Annotated in this window: 16 protein-coding genes; 9 read left to right on the top strand and 7 right to left on the bottom strand. The window is 71.1% G+C overall.

All coding sequences use genetic code 11. The features are described 5' to 3' along the window. Positions 1 to 54: 54 nt before the first annotated feature. Both DSY14_RS02100 and DSY14_RS02095 read right to left on the bottom strand, forming a co-directional pair. The gene (locus DSY14_RS02100; RefSeq protein WP_211714688.1) at positions 55 to 705 is read right to left on the bottom strand and encodes a cellulose binding domain-containing protein; all 651 of its coding nucleotides are present in this window, start codon (positions 703 to 705) and stop codon (positions 55 to 57) included. A gap of 140 nt (positions 706 to 845) precedes the next feature. Beyond that, the gene (locus DSY14_RS02095; RefSeq protein WP_211714687.1) at positions 846 to 1,832 is read right to left on the bottom strand and encodes a thiamine-phosphate kinase; all 987 of its coding nucleotides are present in this window, start codon (positions 1,830 to 1,832) and stop codon (positions 846 to 848) included. Between the two features lie 160 nt (positions 1,833 to 1,992). Here DSY14_RS02095 and DSY14_RS02090 point away from each other — a divergent pair, with 160 nt between their 5' ends. Then, on the top strand, positions 1,993 to 2,226 hold the full coding sequence (locus tag DSY14_RS02090; protein WP_211714686.1) for an Lrp/AsnC family transcriptional regulator: 234 nt from the start codon (positions 1,993 to 1,995) through the stop codon (positions 2,224 to 2,226). 32 nt (positions 2,227 to 2,258) lie between these two features. Further along, positions 2,259 to 2,717, top strand: a complete 459-nt coding sequence (locus tag DSY14_RS02085; protein ID WP_211714706.1) for a DUF3515 domain-containing protein — start codon at positions 2,259 to 2,261, stop codon at positions 2,715 to 2,717. Positions 2,718 to 2,808: 91 nt separating this feature from the next. Here the strand turns inward: DSY14_RS02085 and DSY14_RS02080 are convergent, their stop codons facing one another. Continuing rightward, the gene (locus DSY14_RS02080; RefSeq protein ID WP_211714685.1) at positions 2,809 to 3,579 is read right to left on the bottom strand and encodes a DUF3105 domain-containing protein; all 771 of its coding nucleotides are present in this window, start codon (positions 3,577 to 3,579) and stop codon (positions 2,809 to 2,811) included. A gap of 89 nt (positions 3,580 to 3,668) precedes the next feature. Here DSY14_RS02080 and DSY14_RS02075 point away from each other — a divergent pair, with 89 nt between their 5' ends. The 6 genes from DSY14_RS02075 to DSY14_RS02050 all read left to right on the top strand — a co-directional run bounded on the left by DSY14_RS02075 (position 3,669) and on the right by DSY14_RS02050 (position 11,640). Further along, a complete protein-coding gene (locus DSY14_RS02075) occupies positions 3,669 to 4,391 on the top strand; it encodes a DUF305 domain-containing protein (protein WP_211714684.1) in 723 nt (240 codons plus the stop codon). 231 nt (positions 4,392 to 4,622) lie between these two features. Continuing rightward, on the top strand, positions 4,623 to 6,068 hold the full coding sequence (locus tag DSY14_RS02070; RefSeq protein WP_211714683.1) for a cytochrome ubiquinol oxidase subunit I: 1,446 nt from the start codon (positions 4,623 to 4,625) through the stop codon (positions 6,066 to 6,068). Positions 6,069 to 6,080: 12 nt separating this feature from the next. Further along, positions 6,081 to 7,118: a cytochrome d ubiquinol oxidase subunit II gene (gene cydB, locus DSY14_RS02065; RefSeq protein WP_211714682.1), complete on the top strand. Its 1,038-nt coding sequence runs from the start codon at positions 6,081 to 6,083 to the stop codon at positions 7,116 to 7,118. 178 nt (positions 7,119 to 7,296) lie between these two features. Beyond that, entirely contained in the window at positions 7,297 to 9,024 is a 1,728-nt protein-coding gene (gene cydD / locus DSY14_RS02060) for a thiol reductant ABC exporter subunit CydD (protein WP_211714681.1), read from the top strand. Then, on the top strand, positions 9,021 to 10,820 hold the full coding sequence (gene cydC, locus DSY14_RS02055) for a thiol reductant ABC exporter subunit CydC (protein WP_211714680.1): 1,800 nt from the start codon (positions 9,021 to 9,023) through the stop codon (positions 10,818 to 10,820). The genes cydD and cydC overlap by 4 nt, the downstream gene beginning before the upstream one ends. A 10-nt stretch (positions 10,821 to 10,830) precedes the next feature. Continuing rightward, positions 10,831 to 11,640 carry an EI24 domain-containing protein gene (locus DSY14_RS02050; RefSeq protein WP_211714679.1) on the top strand — a complete coding sequence of 270 codons (810 nt, stop codon included), beginning with the start codon at positions 10,831 to 10,833 and terminating at the stop codon, positions 11,638 to 11,640. 153 nt (positions 11,641 to 11,793) lie between these two features. Here DSY14_RS02050 and DSY14_RS02045 read toward each other — a convergent pair whose 3' ends face one another. Genes DSY14_RS02045 through DSY14_RS02030 form a run of 4 tightly spaced genes read right to left on the bottom strand, consistent with a single transcriptional unit; the run spans position 11,794 to position 16,109 of the window. Further along, positions 11,794 to 12,918 carry a D-alanine--D-alanine ligase family protein gene (locus DSY14_RS02045; RefSeq protein WP_211714678.1) on the bottom strand — a complete coding sequence of 375 codons (1,125 nt, stop codon included), beginning with the start codon at positions 12,916 to 12,918 and terminating at the stop codon, positions 11,794 to 11,796. 58 nt (positions 12,919 to 12,976) lie between these two features. Continuing rightward, positions 12,977 to 14,194: a PLP-dependent aspartate aminotransferase family protein gene (locus DSY14_RS02040; RefSeq protein WP_211714677.1), complete on the bottom strand. Its 1,218-nt coding sequence runs from the start codon at positions 14,192 to 14,194 to the stop codon at positions 12,977 to 12,979. 11 nt (positions 14,195 to 14,205) lie between these two features. Continuing rightward, complete coding sequence (locus DSY14_RS02035) at positions 14,206 to 15,270, bottom strand: NAD(P)H-dependent glycerol-3-phosphate dehydrogenase (RefSeq protein WP_374223972.1); 1,065 nt, start codon at positions 15,268 to 15,270, stop codon at positions 14,206 to 14,208. Continuing rightward, on the bottom strand, positions 15,267 to 16,109 hold the full coding sequence (locus tag DSY14_RS02030; RefSeq protein WP_211714675.1) for a 1-acyl-sn-glycerol-3-phosphate acyltransferase: 843 nt from the start codon (positions 16,107 to 16,109) through the stop codon (positions 15,267 to 15,269). The genes DSY14_RS02035 and DSY14_RS02030 overlap by 4 nt, the downstream gene beginning before the upstream one ends. A gap of 152 nt (positions 16,110 to 16,261) precedes the next feature. On the opposite strand from DSY14_RS02030, the gene cofC reads away from it, so the two are divergent. Beyond that, a complete protein-coding gene (gene cofC / locus DSY14_RS02025; protein WP_211714674.1) occupies positions 16,262 to 16,909 on the top strand; it encodes a 2-phospho-L-lactate guanylyltransferase in 648 nt (215 codons plus the stop codon). Positions 16,910 to 16,957: the final 48 nt, after the last annotated feature.

The raw sequence follows: 16,957 nt of genomic DNA, 5'->3' as shown, positions 1-16,957 counted from the left end.
ACGGGTCGTGCGGGGATCGCGAGGTCTCGACGGACCCCTGGGATCCCGGGACGCTCAGAGATCGCAGACGTGCCCGTTGAGCGAGCACCGGACCGGGCTCTGCACGGTACCCACCGCGTCGAAGGTGAGCGTCGCCGACTCCCCGGGCTCCAGCGCCGCCTCGGCACCGGACTTGCGGGCCAGGATGCCGTCGTCCAACGACTCCCAGTCCGCGTCACGGACCTCGGTGATCTCGGCGCTCTCGAAGGCCAGCGCCAGTTCCCAGGCGTCCAGCGTGCCGGACGAGGTGTTGGTGACGGTGACGTGTCCGGTGAACCCGACCGGGGTGGACTCCAGGACCCGGTAGACGACCGTCGTCGGTTCGGTCCCGGCCTGGGTCTGCGGCCCGCTGCCGCCCCGCTCGGGGGTGGGGTCCTGCTCGGGGGCGGAGGAGGTGTCGTGGCCCGGTTCGGCCCCGTCCCGCGGCCCGGGCGCCTCGGTCGCGCCGGGGGCGCCGCCGAACTGCAGGTAGATCTGGGTGGTGCTGTATCCGAAGAGCAGCAGGCCCAGGATGACGCCGGAGACGACGAGGACGTTCAACAGTCTCGGGGGTTCGACGCGCTTCGGGACCGTGCTCTCGAGAAGACCGCCGAACCTCCGCAGGGGACCGGCGTTCTCCGGTTCGCTGCGGTGGGCTCCACGGCGGGCACCATGCCGCCTAGCCATACCGCCTCATCAACCGCCTCTCGACGCTGCTCGGTCTCCCCACCGGGGCCCCGGTACTCGAATCGCGTGGCCGGTGGGGCGCCCCCGGCCGCGATGGAACAGCCTAGCGTGTCGGCCAAACAGGACAAATCCAATCGGGCTCACTCCTGACGGAAATGATCCCATCCGCCGCCCTCGACCACCGCGCCGTCCACGGTGACGGTGGGAGCGGCCCCCTCCCCCGAGATCTCCGCGACGGTACCGATCCGGTGCCAATGCTCCGGAAGGTCCACCTCGGCCGGGAAGGTCGCCGCCAACGCGTGGTCCTCTCCCCCCGCGAGCATCGATCGAAGAGCGGTCTCCTCCACCTTTCCCACCGCGACGCCGAGTACTCCCACCGCTTCGAGGAGTGAGGCCTCGGGTCGGAGCGCGTCCGCGTCCAGATCGATACCCACGCCACTGCCCCGGGCGATGTGCCCGAGGTCCTGGAGGAGTCCGTCGCTGACGTCGAGCATGGCGGTGGCCCCGAGCCGGGCGGCCTCCGGACCGGCGCCGTAGGGAGGGCTCGGTCGGCGGTGTTCGCGCAGGCAGGCGTCGGGACCGTCGATCCCCCGTTCGAGGAGGGCCAGGCCGGCGGCGGACAACCCCAGGTGTCCGGTGTAGGCGACCACGTCGCCCGGTCCGGCGCCGTCCCGTCGCACCGGGGCACGACCCTCCAGGTCGCCCAGGGCGGTGACGGCGATGGTCAACACCTCCGAGGCCACCATGTCGCCGCCGACCACCGCTCCCCCGGCGAGCTCGCACTCGTCGCGCACCCCCGCGGTGAACTCCTCGGCCCACTCCACCGGCAGCTCGGGCGGGGCGGCGAACCCGATGAGCATGCCGGTGGGACGCGCGCCCATGGCGACGACGTCGGCGTAGTTCTGCGCCACGGCGCGGTGTCCGACGTCACGGGCGCTCGACCATTCCCGTTTGAAGTGGCGGCCCTCGACCAGCAGGTCGGTGGTCGCGACCGTACGCCCGTCGGGCGCGGCCACGACCGCGGCGTCGTCGCCGGGACCGAGGATGACATCGTCCGTCGTGGGGAAGCGGCTCGTCACGCGTGTGATCAGAGCGAACTCACCCAGACCCCCAATGGTGCTCAACACGAAGATCAGGGTACGGTGACGCTCCGGCGCAGAGGTCCCGGACCCGGCGGTCGGGCCTTATGTTCGTCTTCCGTTCGTCATGGTCGTGCTCCGGCCGTGCCGGGGCTCGGACGACGCCCGCTCTCGGCACACCCCCGTACAGCACGAAGGAGTAGACAACATGGTGCAGGCGTACATCCTGGTCCAGACCGAGGTCGGCCGGTCCGCCGAGGTGGCGGAGCACATTCGTGGGATCGACGGGGTCGAGCAGGCGAACGACGTCACGGGTCCCTACGATGTGATCGTTCAGGCCGCGGCCGAGGACATCGACGCCCTGGGCGCCCTCGTGGTCGCCCGCATCCAACGGCTCGACGGGATCGCCCGGACCCTGACCTGTCCCATCGTCAACATCTGAGTGTCGACCGCGTCGACGGAGCGAGGTTGCTTGTGCTGAAACGGTACTGGGGGGCGGCCGCCGTCGTCGTCCTGCTGGCGGCCGGTTGTGGGCAGACGGTCCAGATGCAGCCCTTCGAGGCCCAACCGAACACGGCCGAGCCCTGTGCCGACCTCGTCGCCGACCTGCCCGACACCCTCCTCGGCGCCGACCGCGCCACGATCCGTCCCGAGTCGGACGTGATGGCGGCCTGGGGCGACCCGCCCATCGGCCTGCGCTGCGGGGTTCCCCGCCCCGCCGGGCTGGAGATCGACTCGTTGCTCCAGGAGGTCGGTGAGGTGCTCTGGCTGCCGCAGCCGGAGGACGCGCCCACCATGTTCGTCGCGGTCCAGCGCGAGGCCTACGTCGAGCTGACCATCCCCACGTCGTACGGTGCCCCCGCGGGCGCGCTGTCGGAAGTGAGCGAACTGGTCGCCGAACATCTGGAGGAGCGCGCCGACAGCGGCGTCTGACGGAACGTCGTCGGGGGCGCGGGAACGGCGGTGTCGCCGCCCGCGCCCCCGTACGTACGACGCCCTGGGGTCAAACGCGGAACGGCCGGGTCTACCGGGACTCCTCCTCGGTGTCCTCCGCCGCGTCCCCGTCACCCGCGTCGGTGTCCTGGTTGTCGGAGTCGGAGCCCTCCTCGTCGCTGTCGGCCTCCTCCAGCGCCTCGGCCTCCTCACCCTGCGCGGCGATCTGCGCCTCGACCTGGGGGGCGGTCTCCTGGACCGCGCCCGAGCAGGCGGCACCGGGTTCGGGGACGTCGGTGCCGCGCTCGTACATCTGCACGTAGCGGGCGAGGTTCTCGTCGTCGGCGCTCTCGGCGGTGATCTGACGACCCCAACTGGAGGCCACGATCGGCGCGTCCATGTCACCCTCGTAGGGGGTGATCAGCAGGTAGTCGCCGGGGTTGTAGAACCCCTCCAGAGCGTCCACCTCGTCCTGGGGGAGTTCCGGGTCGTAGGTGATCCACACGGCGCCGTGCTCCAGGGAGTGCACACCGAACTCCGGCATGACCGGCTCGGGGTAGACACCGCAGTTCTGCCAGCTGCTCCAGTGCTGCCCGCCGACCGGAGGGGACTGCTCGTAGTCGACACGTTCTCCGGTGGCGACGTGGTTGTACTCGTCGATCGTGTACTCTGCGACACCGTCGATGTTGCGGCTGCGCAGCTCCATGAAGATGGCCGTGCCCAGAAGGCCGAGGACCGCGGCACCGGCCACGGAGGCACCCGCGACCTTGAGGGCTTTGTTGCGTCGCTCCTTCTTGCGCTGCTCCTCGCGCAGCGCGGCCGCACGGGCGCGGCGCTCCTCCGCCTTCGACTTCTTGGCCACTGGGACTCCTGAGATACATGTGGTCGTACAGGACTTTCCTATCCTCTACTTTGGCACCAGAGTTGGGCGATTTGACCAGGGTGGTTCGAATGGGGCATGTGACCGGGGCGGACTCCGGCGACGGCGGCGACGCCGAGACGGGCGGACACGAGGACGACGGGGCGCCGCCCGCGGGGTTCTCGGGAGCGACCGCGCAGGCCGACCCCACGCCTCGCGCCCGACGCTCCACTCCCCTGTGGATGACCGTGATCCTGGTCGCGCTGGCCCTGGCCGCGGGCTTCCTTCTGGGCCGACCCTCCTATCCGTTGGACACCGGTGCCGACGCCGGTTTCCTCCGCGACATGAGCGCACACCACGCGCAGGCCGTGGACATGTCGATGGTCATCCTCGACAAGACCGAGGACGTGGAGCTCCACACCATCGCCACGGACATGGCCCGCACCCAGCAGGCGCAGATCGGCATGATGCAGGGCTGGCTGGCCGTGTGGGGTCTGAGCGCCCGCGCCTCCGAGCCGCCGATGACGTGGATGGAGGGGCACGACCACGGCGGTGGTGAGGGCGAGGTGCCCGAGGACATGCCGGGTCTGGCCACCAGCGAGCAGTTGGTGGAACTGGACGACGCCGAGGGCGAGGAGGCCGAGGTGCTCTTCCTGGAGCTGATGATCGCCCATCACCTCGGCGGGATCGAGATGGCCGAGGCCGAGGTGGAGCTGGGCCGCGAGGACCTCGTCGTCGACTTCGCCCAGGGCATGGTCGACGCCCAGCTCTCCGAGGTGGAGAACATGGAACGGCTCCTGGAGATGCGCGGCTGACGCGGACGCGGCGGGTGTGGCCAAGGCCACCGGCGCGCACGGACCGCGCACGGACTCCGGATCCCCGCACCCTCCACCACCAGCGATGACACCTCCACGGTGAACAACACGCGACACGGCGTCGGGATCGACCACGATGAGCCCTGTTTCACAGGGGACCCGCCTCTATTACGACGACAAGTAGCACTACAGTTTGTAGTACTACCGGCAGTCGGTACCAGAGAGGCTGGCATGGAAGCACTAGACCTGGCGCGTTGGCAGTTCGGGGTCACCACGATCTACCACTTCCTGTTCGTGCCCCTGACCATCGGCCTGTCGTTCATCGTGGCCGTGCTCCAGACCTTCTGGTACAAGACCGGACGACACGAGTACCTGCAGGCCACGCAGTTCTTCGGCAAGCTGTTCCTCATCAACTTCGCCATGGGCGTGGTCACCGGCATCGTGCAGGAGTTCCAGTTCGGCATGAACTGGAGCGAGTACTCCCGCTTCGTCGGCGACGTCTTCGGGGCGCCCCTGGCGATGGAGGCTCTGCTGGCCTTCTTCCTGGAGTCGACCTTCATCGGCCTCTGGATCTTCGGCTGGCACCGACTCCCCCGCGGGGTCCACCTGGCCTGCATCTGGATGGTCGCCATCGGCACCAACCTGTCGGCCTACTTCATCCTCGCCGCCAACGCCTGGATGCGCCGCCCGGTCGGTTTCGAGATCAACCCGGAGACCGGCCGCGCCGAGCTCAACGACATCTGGGCCGTGCTGAGCAACGACCAGGCCTGGTCCACCTACCTCCACACCGTCTCGGCGGCGTTCATCACCGCCGGACTGTTCGTGGTCGCGGTCAGCGCCTTCAAGCTCTGGCGCAACATCGGACACAACGACACGGGTGACGTCGGCGTCACTCCGCCCGCGCGGGACTTCGCACTGTTCCGGTCCACGCTCAAGGTCGGCCTCGTCTTCACCCTCCTGGCCGCCTCGCTCACGATCTTCTCCGGCGACCATCAGGCCAAGCTCGCGGCGGAGTACGAACCCATGAAGCTCGCCGCGGCGGAGGCACTGTGGGACACCGAGGAGGGCGCCCCGTTCTCCACCTTCGCGATCGGCGACACCGAGGCGCGCTACAACCCCATCGACGTCACCGTCCCCAACGTCCTCAGCTTCCTGGCCACCGGGCACTTCGACGGCGAGGTGCACGGCATGAACAACCTCCAGGAGGCCTACGAGGAGTTCTACGGACCGGGCGACTACATCCCCAACGTGTTCGTCGTCTACTGGTCCTTCCGCCTGATGATCGGGCTGGGGATGTTCGGTGTGGGCATGGCCGCGCTGGGCCTGTGGCTCACCCGCGGACGAGAACGCACGCCACGGAGCAAGTGGTTCTACTACGGCGCGATCATCGCGCTGCCCGCCGCCCTGCTCGCCAACATCTTCGGGTGGGTGCTCACCGAGATGGGCCGCCAGCCCTGGACCGTCCACGGTGAGCTGCTCACCGCCGACAGCGTCTCCCCCGGCGTGAGTCTGGGCACCGTCGCGATGAGCCTGGGGATCTTCACCGCCGTCTACGGGCTCCTGTTCGTGGTGGAGGCCGGACTGCTCTGGAAGTACGTCAAGAAGGGCCCGTCCCACCTCGTTCCCGACCTGGAGAACGACGAGGACGAGTCCCGAATCCCGCACTTCAGCTACTAGGAGCCGTAGACCATGGAACTGGCCGTCATCTGGTTCATCGCCATCGCCGTGCTGTGGATCGGCTACTTCGTCCTGGAGGGGTTCGACTTCGGGGTGGGCACCCTGCTGCCCTTCATGGGCCGGCGCAACTCCACCGACCGTCGGGTCGCCATCAACTCGATCGGCCCGGTCTGGGACGCCAACGAGGTGTGGGTGATCACCGCCGGCGGCGCCATGTTCGCCGCCTTCCCCGCCTGGTACGCCTCCCTCTTCAGCGGGTTCTACGTACCGTTCTTCCTCATCCTCATCGCGCTCATCCTGCGCGGTGTGGCGTTCGAGTACCGGGGCAAGCGCGACGACCCCCGCTGGCAGGACTGGTGGGACCGGGCGATCTTCTTCGGCAGCGCCACACCCGCGTTCCTGTGGGGCGTGGCCTTCGCCAACATCGTCCGCGGCGTGGCCATGGACGCCGACCAGATCGTCACCGCGTCCCTGCTCGACCTGTTCAACCCGTACGCCCTGCTGGGCGGGCTGACGACCCTGTCGCTGTTCACGCTGCACGGCGCGGTCTTCCTGACCCTCAAGACCGACGGGCCGGTCCGGATCCGCGCCCGGCGGGCCGCGATGTACACCGCCTGCGTCGCGGTCCCCTCCGGAGCCGGCTTCCTGCTGTGGACCCAGTCCGCGCACGGTGCGCCCTGGACCCTGCCGCTCGTCCTCATCGCCGCCGCGGCCCTGGTGGGCGGGGTCGCGGCGGTCTGGTTCCGTCGGGAGGGATGGTCCTTCCTCGCCACGGCCGTGACCATCCTGACGGCGGTGACCGCGCTGTTCGGATCGCTCTTCCCGAACGTGCTGCCCTCCACCACCGACCCGGCGTTCAGCCTGACGGTCGCCAACGCGTCCTCGGGCGACTACACGCTGACCGTCATGACGTGGGTGGCCGTGGTGTTCCTGCCGGTGGTCCTGGGCTACCAGGCCTGGAGCTACTGGGTGTTCCGCAAGCGGGTCACCGGTGAACAGATCACCGGGGCCACGGTCGAGAGCGAGGGCGCACCCGAGAAGACCGCCTGACCCCGCCCGGCACCCACGACCCCGTACCTCCGCCTCCGTATCGCCCCGGAGGCCGGGGGTACGGCGCCGTCCGGGCCACGGGGGCGATACTGGGCCCGTACCGCGACCCAGCGTTCTCCGGCCATCGCGGTCCCGCCCGCACGGGACCGTCCCGACGTCCACACGAGGTCTCCCGCGCATGAAACCGCTCGATCCGCGTCTGGTCCGCACCGCGAGCGCGGTCCGCGTCCACCTGGCCGTCACCGTCGCCGGCGGCGTGCTGATCACCGGCCTGATCCTCGCCCAGGCCTGGCTCCTGGCCCGCGTCATCACGGGCGCCTGGGCCGGGGAGGGCATGGACGTCCTCGGCCCGATGATCGGCCTGGTCGCCGCGGTCGCCCTCACCCGCGCGCTGTTGTCGTACGTCGCCGAGACCTCCGCACTGCACAGCGCCGCCCGCACCAAGTCGCAGCTGCGCCGCAGACTCGTCTCCCACGTGACCGGCTCCGGCAGGGTGTGGTTGGCCGACGGCGGGGACCGCGAGGACGGCGCGCCCAGGGCCGGGGAACTCGTCACCCTGGCCACCCGCGGACTCGACGCCCTCGACGAGTACTTCTCCCGCTACCTTCCCCAGCTGGTGCTCTCCGCGATCGTGCCGCTGGCCGTCCTGGCCGTGGTGTTCTGGGCCGACTGGATCTCCGGGATCGTCATCCTGGTCACGCTGCCGCTCATCCCCGTCTTCATGGCGCTGATCGGCATGCACACCCAGCAGCGCACCGACCGTCAGTGGAAACTGCTGAGCCGGTTGGGCGGCCACTTCCTCGACGTGGTGGAGGGGCTGCAGACCCTGGCGGTGTTCCGCCGGGCCAAGGCCCAGGCCGCGATCATCCGTCAGGTGGGCGAGGACCACCGCAAGGCCACCATGGGCACGCTGCGGATCGCGTTCCTGTCCGCCTTCGCGCTGGAACTGCTCGCCACCCTCGCCGTCGCCCTGGTCGCGGTGGAGGTCGGGCTGCGCCTGCTGGGCGGCCACATGGACTACCAGACCGCCCTGCTCGTCCTGATCCTGGCCCCCGAGGCGTACCTGCCGCTGCGCGAGGTCGGCGCCCGGTTCCACGCCAGCATGGAGGGGATCGCCGCGGCCGACCAGGTCTTCACCGAGCTGGAACGCGAGCGCGGCCACGACTCCGACCGTCCGGCCCCGCCCCCTACCGGCGAGGCCTCCCCGGCGGCCGGCGGCGACCTGCGGCTGGAGGCGGTGGGGATGCGCCACCCCGGACGGGACGCCCCCGCCCTGGCCGGAGTGGACCTGACCCTCCACGCCGGCGAACACCTGCTGCTCACCGGCCCCAGCGGATCGGGCAAGACCACCCTGTTGTCCCTGCTGCTGCGCCTGAACACGCCCACCGAGGGCCGGATCTCCGTGCGCGCCCCCGGTGGCGCGTGGACCCCGTTCGAGGACGTGCCGGTCGAGGACTGGCGCGCGGGCATCGCCTGGGTCCCGCAGCACCCGTACCTGTTCGACGTGTCGGTGACCGACAACATCCGACTCGGGGCCCCCGAGGCCGATCTCGCGCGGGTCCGGGAGGCCGCGCGGCTCGCCGAGGCCGACGGGTTCATCCGCGCCCTGCCCCAGGGCTACGACACTCGGCTGGGTGAACGCGGAGCACGGTTGTCGGCCGGTCAGCGCCAACGCATCGCCCTGGCGAGGGCACTGTGCCGGGACGCGCCCCTGGTGCTGCTGGACGAGCCCACCGCCCATCTGGACCCGGAGAACGCCGCGGCGGTGCGCACCGCGGTGGCCCGGCTGTTGGAGGGGCGCACCGCCGTGATCGTCGCCCACGACACCGGCTGGGCCGCCTCCGTGTCCGGGACCCACCTGCGCACCGCCCACCTGCCCCTGCTCAGCGAGAGGGTCGCACCATGAGCGCCCCGCCCACCGATGTCGCCGTCGACGCGCGCGAACGGCGTCGGGACCCCCTGCTCCGGATGATCGGTCTGGCCCGGCCGCGGAGCGCCCGCTTCGCCCTCGGCGTGCTGTTGGGGGCCGCCGCCACCGGCTCCGGGGTGGCCCTGCTGGGCGTGGCCGCGTGGATGCTGGCCACCGCGGCGAACCATCCCTCGATCACCGCGTTGAGCGTGGCCGTGGTCGCCACCCGCGCCCTCGGTGTGAGCAAGGGCGTGACGCGCTACCTCGAACGTCTGGTGACCCACGACGCCGCGTTCCGCACCCTCGCCCAGGTGCGCGTGCGGGTCTACGAACGGCTGGCGCGGACCGAGCCGTTCGGCCGGTTCCGTTCCGGGGACCTGGTCTCCCGTCTGGTCAACGACACCGAGACCACGCTCGACCTGTTGGTGCGCGGGCTCACCCCGCCGCTGGTGTCCGTGGTGACCGGCGGCGCCACCGTGCTGTTCCTGACCGTGGTGTACGTGCCGGGCGGGCTGCTGCTGGCCGGGGGTCTGCTGCTCGCGGGTCTGGCGGTCCCGCTCATGGCGGCCGCACTGGGCCGGGGACCGGGACGGCGCGAGGCGGCGGCGCGCGGTGTCCTGTCCACCACCCTGGTGGACACCCTCCAGGGCGCACCCGACCTGGTCGCCTACGGGGCGATGGACCAACAGGTGGCCCGGGTCATGGAGGCGGACGCCGAACTCACCCGGGTGGCTCGCCGCGACGCCGCCACCCTGGGGCTGAGCGCCGGGTTCACCGCCCTCATCACCGGGATGACCGTGTGGGGGGCGTTGTTCCTGGGGGTGACGGCCGTGGAGGACGGCGCGATCGGCCCCACCGCGTTGGCCGTGCTGGTGCTGACGACGCTGGCCGCCTTCGAGATCGTCGCACCCCTGCCGGCCGTCGCCGCACGCCTGGGCTCGATCCGGGCGTCGGGTGAGCGGCTGTTCGGGATCCTGGACACACCGCCCTCTCTGGCCGGGCCGTCCCTCGACGAGGATCCCCACCGTGAGGGGTCCTCGGAACGCGAGGCTCCGGTGGTCGATCCGGACGCCGCCGTCCCCGTCCGTGTCCGCGACCTCCGGGTGCGGTACGGGCCCGAGGAACCGTGGGCCCTGGACGGGGTCGACCTGGAGATCGCGGCAGGCGAGACCGTGGCCGTGATCGGGCCGAGCGGTGCGGGCAAGAGCACCCTGGCGTCGGTCCTGCTGCGCTTCCGCGACCCCGACGGCGGGCGCGTGGAGGTCGGCGGTGCCGACATCACCGCACTCCCCGCCGACGAGGTGCGGTGCGTGGTCTCCGGGGTACCGCAGGACCCGCACGTGTTCGGCTCGACCCTGCGCGAGAACCTGCGCCTGGCGCGGCCCGGCTGCTCCGACGACGCGCTGTGGGAGGCCCTGCGCCGGGCCCGCCTGGCCGGTGAGGTCGAGGCGATGCCCCTGGGGTTGGACACCCGGGTCGGGTCGCACGGGCTCGGTCTGAGCGGCGGCATGGTGCAACGGTTGGCCCTGGCCCGCGCGGTGCTGGCCGCGCCCCGGGTGCTGGTGCTGGACGAGCCGACGGCGCACCTGGACCCGGACACCCGGGACGCCGTGGTCGCAGACCTGCTCGACGCCACGGAGGGGTTCTCCACACTGCTCATCACCCACGACCTCACCGGGCTGGACCGGGTGGACCGGATCCACGTGGTCCGCGACGGTCGGGTGTTGCAGTCGGGCACCCACGCCGAACTGCTGTCCGAGCCCGGATGGTACCGAACGGTCTCCGGGCGCTAGGGTTCGGCGTGTGAATCCCGTACGTGAAGCCCTCGCCGGGTTCGGCACCCTGCTCCGTGGCCTGGGCATCGTCCTGCGCCGACCACGCCTGTTCCTGCTCGGCGCCCTGCCGGCCCTGATCACGTCACTGCTGTTCGTGGCGGTGCTGGTGACCCTGGTCCTCAACCTGGAGGACCTGGTGGCGTGGTCGACGCCGTTCGCCTCCGACTGGGACGCCACCTGGCGCGGGCTACTGCGCGGCGCGCTCTCACTCGGCCTGCTGGCCGGGTCGGTGCTGGTGATGGTGGTGGCCTTCACGACCGTAACCCTGGCCCTCGGAGCGCCGATCTACGACAAGATCGCCGAGATGGTCGAGGAGGAACTGGGCGGGGCCCCGGAGGCACCGGAGGAGTCCCTGGTGTCCTCGGCCGTGCGTTCCGTCCGCCAGTCGGTCGGCATCGTGCTGGTCTCCCTCACCGTGACCGTCGGCGCGTTCCTGCTCGGGCTGATCCCGCTGATCGGCTGGATGGTCGGTCCCGTGCTGACCGCGGTGACGGGCGGTTGGTTGTTGGGGGTCGAACTCACCGCGAGCGCCTTCGACCGCCGGGGGATGCTGCGGATCCGCGACCGCCGCCGTCACATGGCCCGCCGTCGCTGGCGGGTGCTGGGCTTCGCCGTCCCCACGTACTTCCTGCTGGCGATCCCGTTCGTGGCCGTGGCGGTGTTCCCCGCCGCGACCGCCGGCGGCACGCTCCTCGCCCGGGAACTGCTCTCCGAAGAGCCGGAGTCTCCGCGGCGGTCCCCGCACGGGGCGCCGCAGGCCCCTCCCGAGGTGTCCTGAGGACCCGGAGTCACCGCGCACGCCCGTCGACGGGACACCTCCCGGACGTGAGGTGTCCCGGGGGCCGTCACCGGCCCGTGGAGGATCGGCCGAACACGGAACGGGGGCGGGCGACCGTGTGATCGCCCGCCCCCGTTCTTCGCCGACCGGCTCCTAGCGCAGGCCCGGGTCGCGACGCAGGGCCGTGGTGATCATGCGCTCCACCAGGGTCGCGTAGTCCACGCCCGTGGCCTCCCACATCTGCGGGAACGCCGAGGCCGGGGTGAAGCCCGGCATCGTGTTGAGCTCGTTGACGAGGATGCGGCCGTCCTCGGTGTAGAAGAAGTCCACCCGGGCCAGGCCCTCACAGCCCATGGCCTCGAACACGTCGGCGGCCATCCGTCGCAGACGGACGACGGCCTCCTCCGGGATCTCGGCGGGGATGGTCAGACTGCTCGTGGACAGGTACTTGGCCTCGAAGTCGTAGAAGTCGAAGCCCTCGGCCACGTGCACCTCGGCGGGCAGGGAGACGTCCGGCGTGCCGCCGTCCTCGGCCTCCAGGACACCGCACTCGATCTCGCGGCCGACGATCTGGGCCTCCACGAGCACCTTGGGGTCGTGTTCGCGGGCGGCCTCGACGGCGGCGATGACGGCGTCGGAGTCGGAGGAGTCCCTGACCCGGGTGATGCCGACGCTGCTGCCGGCGCGCGCCGGCTTGACGAACACCGTCTCGCCCAGCTCGGCGATGTCGTCCAGGACCTTCTTGCGCTCGTCGCGCCAGGCGCGTCCGGTGATGGCGACGAAGTCACTGGTGGGGATGCCGTTGCCGACGAGCAGGGCCTTCATGAACACCTTGTCCATGGCGGCGGCGCTGGAGAACACCCCGGCGCCCGCGTAACGCACGCCCATCATCTCGAACAGCCCCTGGATGGTGCCGTCCTCACCGAAGGGGCCGTGCAGCAGCGGCAGCACGACGTCCACCTCGGCCAGCCGGCCGGTGCCCTGGTCCGGGGACACGGTCATGAGTCGACCGGGGCCGTCGAAGGGCAGCGCCAGCTCCGTGCCGCCCTCGGCGACCGACGGCAGCGCCTTGGACTGCGCGTCGATGCGCAGGCTCTCGGGATCGCCCGAGGTCAGCACCCAGTGACCGGACGGGGTGATCCCGACCGGGACGACCTCGTAACGGTCGGTGTCGATCACGGACAGGACGCTGCCCGCGGTGACACAGGAGATCTCGTGTTCGGAACTACGACCGCCGAAGACGACGGCGACCCGAATCTTGCGCTGCTCGGACGACATGCTGCCAGACCTTATCTCGCCTACCGATGAAACCGGAACACGTGGAATGTCCCGTGTGTCAGTTTCCCCCGTCGAGCGCCGCCAGGGCGTCGTCGATGAGGTCCTGGGGATCCTCCAAGCCGATGGAGAACCGTACCGCGCCCGGGGAGATGCCCGCGGCCGTCAGTTCGGCCTCGGTCATGTTGCGGTGCGAGGTGGAGGCCACGTGCCCGGCCAGGGTGTGCGTACCGCCCAAGGACGCGGCGATGGTGGCCACCCGCAACCGGTCGGCGAAGGCCATGCCGTCGTCGCGACCCCCGCGAGGGTGCACCGTGACCACGGCGCCGTAGCGGCCCTCGTCGAACAGCTTGCCCGCCAGGTCGTGCTCGGGGTGCGCGACCAGGGAGGGGTGGTCGACCCGCGCCACGGACGGGTGGCCCTCCAGCGCGGCGGCGAACGCCGACGCGGTCGCGCACTGGCGCGCGACCCGCAGCGGCAGGGTCTCCAGTCCACGGTGCAGCAGGTAGGCCTCGTCCGGGGCCAGGCACGGGCCCAGATCGATGCGGGCGGAGCGGATCCGCTCGATGAGTTCGGGCGAGGCCACGGCCACGCCGCCGGTGGTGTCGCTGTGCCCGCCCAGGTACTTGGTGGCCGAGTGCACGACGACGTCCGCCCCGAACTCCAGGGGGCGGCAGACTGCCGGCGAGGCGAACGTGGAGTCCACCACCAGGGCGGCACCGGCCTCACGGGAGATCCGCGCCAACCCGGGAAGGTCGGAGACGGTCATGGCGGGGTTGGACAGCGTCTCGGTGAACACCACGCGCGTGTCCGGGGTGACCACGGCGCGCACCGCGTCCAGGTCGGTGATGTCGACGAAGTCCGTGCGCACGCCGAACCGGCGCAGCAGGCGGTCCAGCAACGAGTGGGTGTTGCCGTAGATGGAACGGGACGCCACCACGTGCGCCCCCGACTCGGTGAGGGCCAGCAGTACAGTGCTGATCGCCGCCATTCCGGAGGCGAAGGCCTGACCGCGGACACGGTCCGGGAGACCGGCGCCCTCCAGGGCCGCGACCGCGTCCGCGAAGGCGTCCACGGTGGGGCTGTCGATGCGCGCGTAGGAGTAGCCGTCCCGCGCGCCCGCCAGGACGTCGGCGAACCCCTGTGAGGTGTCGAACGCGTAGGTGGTGGCGCGGTGGACGGGCATCCGCATCGGGCGTTCGGCGGGGACGGGCGCCTCCGGGAGGGAGACCGCCCTGGTGTGCTCGCCGGCGGTCCCGGACCCAGGTGTGTGTGACATCGTGCTCGCTCTCAGACCCCGTACCGTTCCGGCTTGGTGCTGCGGGACATGAACTCCGCGAGCGCCTGGGCCGGGCTCAGGTCGTGGTGCATCATCTTGACGACGGCCTCGGTGATCGGCATGTCGACCCCGTGGGCCCAGCCGAGTTCGAGGATCGACTCGGAGGACTTGACCCCCTCGGCCGTCTGGCGGGTCTCCGCGACGACCTGTTCGAGGGTCTTGCCGGCGCCCAGTTTCTCACCGAAGGTCCGGTTCCGCGACAGCGGGGAGGAACATGTCGCGACGAGGTCGCCCATGCCGGCCAGGCCGGACAGGGTGTGCTCGTCGGCGCCCAGCGTCACGCCGAGTCGGGTGGTCTCGGCCAGGCCGCGGGTGATGAGCGAGGCCTTGGTGTTGTCACCGAACCCCATGCCCTCGGCCACGCCCACCGCCAGGCCGATGACGTTCTTCATGGCGCCGCCGATCTCCACACCCACCAGGTCGGTGCTGGTGTAGGGGCGGAAGTAGGCCGACTTGAACAGCGACTGCAAGCGCACGGCCGTGGGCTCGTGCGGACAGGCCACGACCGCGGTGGCGGGCTGGCGTTCGGCGATCTCCCGGGCCAGGTTGGGGCCGGAGACCACGCCGATCTGCTCCGCGGGCAGCTCCAGGACCTCGCCGATGACCTCGCTCATCCGCATGAGGGTGCCGAGCTCGACGCCCTTCATGAGACTCACCACCGCGGCCTCGCGGGGGAAGGCGTCCTTCCAGGCGGTGAGGTTGCCGCGCAGGGACTGGGAGGGAACGGCCAGCACCACGACGTCGGCGCCGGCCAGCGCCTCGGTGGCGTCGACGGTGGCGCGCAACCCGGCGTTGAGCATGAGACCGGGGTGGTAGTCGGGGTTCTCCGACGACTCGTTGATCGCGTCCACGATCGAGCTCCGGCGCGCCCACAGGACCACCTCGACGGTGCGCCCCTCCCCCGACTTACGGGCGAGGTCGGCGGCGTCGGCGACGACGTTGGCGAACGTGGTCCCCCAGGACCCGCCGCCCAGGACCGCGACCTTCACCTTGTCATCGCTCATGTAGTGGTTCATGCCCCCGTGTCGTTCTTCCCGTTGTCGCCGTCGGTGGTCTCGACCGCGGGCCGCTCGGTCTCGGCGGCGGCACCCTGGTCGTCCGTGGCGGGTTCGCCGCGCTCGACCGCGGCCCGCTCCTTGCGGGCCTTCCTGAAGTCGAAGGGCTCGGCAGGCGGCTGTTCGCCGCGGATCTCCGCCTGCAGGGCGGTGATGTCGGCCATGATCCTGCGGGTGGCCTCGTCCAGCACGGTGGCCGTGATCGGCTGGTCCCGGAACTCCGCCAGGTCCACCGGAGGGCCCGCCGTGAACTGCACGCGCTTGCGCGGCGGCAGCAGGCGGGGCTTCTTCTCGCCGTAGGGCAGGATGTGCTGCTCGCCCCAGTGGGCGACCGGCACGACCGGCACGCCGGTGGACAACGCCAGGCGGGCCACGCCGTTCTTGGCGGTCATCGGCCACAGGTGCGGGTCACGCGTGCAGGTGCCCTCGGGGTAGAAGATCACCGACGAGCCGTCCTGGACCAAGGCCTTCTCCGCCTCGCCCAGCGCCTTCACGGCGTCGGCGCCGCCGCGCTTGACCGGGATCTGCCCCGTGCTCCTGGCGACCGAGCGGACCACGGGGATCTTCATGACGCCGTCCTTCATGGTGAAGGTGGGCCAGCGTCGGGCACCGATGTAGAGGAAGTGGGCGACCGTCAGCGGGTCGGTCACGGACAGGTGGTTGGTCGCGATGATCGCGCCGCCCTGGGCGGGGACGTGCTCGGTCCCCTTCCACTCCGGTTTGGTCACCAACCAGAGGACGATACGGACGATCCGGGACACGACCCACTTGACCCATCGCGATTCTCGTTGCTTGGCCACGGGACTCCTCACTTCGACACAACCGATTCAGTCTAGGGTGTCCGCGCCGCGCCGGTCCCCGAACATCTACCCTCGTCACTGTCGTCGCCGTATCAAGTTCCGGGGGAACCGTGACCGGCAGTGGAGAGCGAGGCGGGTCCTCTCGACCCGGGGTGCGCTGGTCCCTGATCGTCCCAGTCAAGCACCTCGGTCTGGCCAAGAGTCGACTGGCCCGGGCCGCCGGCGACCTGCGCGAGGACCTGGCGCTCGCGATCGCCTGCGACACCGTGGCGGCGGCCCGCGCCTGCCCGTCCGTGGGCACGGTGTTCGTGGTGACCGACGACGCGCGCGCGAACGTCGCGTTGGCGGCGCTGGGGGCGGTCGTGGTGTCCGGGGAGCCCGAGGGCGGCCTGAACCCGGCGTTGGAGCACGGGGCGCGGGCCGCGCGGGCGCACCGCCCCGAGATCGGCCTGTGCGCGCTGTCGGCGGACCTGCCGGCGTTGCGCACGGCGGAGTTGGAGCGTGTTCTGGCCATCGCGGCCGACCACGAGCGGTCCTTCCTGGCGGACACGCCACGGGTGGGCACCACCCTGTTGGCCGCCGCTCCGGGCCGGCCGTTCGCACCGGCCTTCGAGGGGGCCTCGCGCTCCCGACACCTGGACGGCGGGGCGCGGGAGTTGTCTCCACCGGACGTGGAATCGGTGCGCCGGGACGTGGACACCCCCGATGACCTGACGGCCGCGGCGATGCTGGGCCTGGGACCGCGCACACGCGCTCTGGCGGGGCGTGTGGTGCCCCTTGCGCCGGAACGGGCCCTGTGAGGCGCCCCACGGCGCCCTGAGGGCCGTGGAGGGGCCGGAGCGGAGCCC

The organism is Nocardiopsis sp. MG754419, assembly GCF_018207095.1.
In the GTDB taxonomy this organism is placed as follows: domain Bacteria; phylum Actinomycetota; class Actinomycetes; order Streptosporangiales; family Streptosporangiaceae; genus Nocardiopsis.
This window is presented reverse-complemented; position numbering and strand designations above follow the sequence as displayed.

Bases quoted from the DNA above. Each gene is read 5' to 3' on its own strand.
- DSY14_RS02100 (WP_211714688.1), bottom strand. From the start codon at position 705: ATGGCTAGGCGGCATGGTGCCCGCCGTGGAGCCCACCGCAGCGAACCG.
- DSY14_RS02090 (WP_211714686.1), top strand. From the start codon at position 1,993: ATGGTGCAGGCGTACATCCTGGTCCAGACCGAGGTCGGCCGGTCCGCC.
- DSY14_RS02075 (WP_211714684.1), top strand. From the start codon at position 3,669: ATGGGGCATGTGACCGGGGCGGACTCCGGCGACGGCGGCGACGCCGAG.
- DSY14_RS02070 (WP_211714683.1), top strand. From the start codon at position 4,623: ATGGAAGCACTAGACCTGGCGCGTTGGCAGTTCGGGGTCACCACGATC.
- cydB (WP_211714682.1), top strand. From the start codon at position 6,081: ATGGAACTGGCCGTCATCTGGTTCATCGCCATCGCCGTGCTGTGGATC.
- cydD (WP_211714681.1), top strand. From the start codon at position 7,297: ATGAAACCGCTCGATCCGCGTCTGGTCCGCACCGCGAGCGCGGTCCGC.
- cydC (WP_211714680.1), top strand. From the start codon at position 9,021: ATGAGCGCCCCGCCCACCGATGTCGCCGTCGACGCGCGCGAACGGCGT.
- DSY14_RS02045 (WP_211714678.1), bottom strand. From the start codon at position 12,918: ATGTCGTCCGAGCAGCGCAAGATTCGGGTCGCCGTCGTCTTCGGCGGT.
- DSY14_RS02040 (WP_211714677.1), bottom strand. From the start codon at position 14,194: ATGTCACACACACCTGGGTCCGGGACCGCCGGCGAGCACACCAGGGCG.
- DSY14_RS02035 (WP_374223972.1), bottom strand. From the start codon at position 15,270: ATGAACCACTACATGAGCGATGACAAGGTGAAGGTCGCGGTCCTGGGC.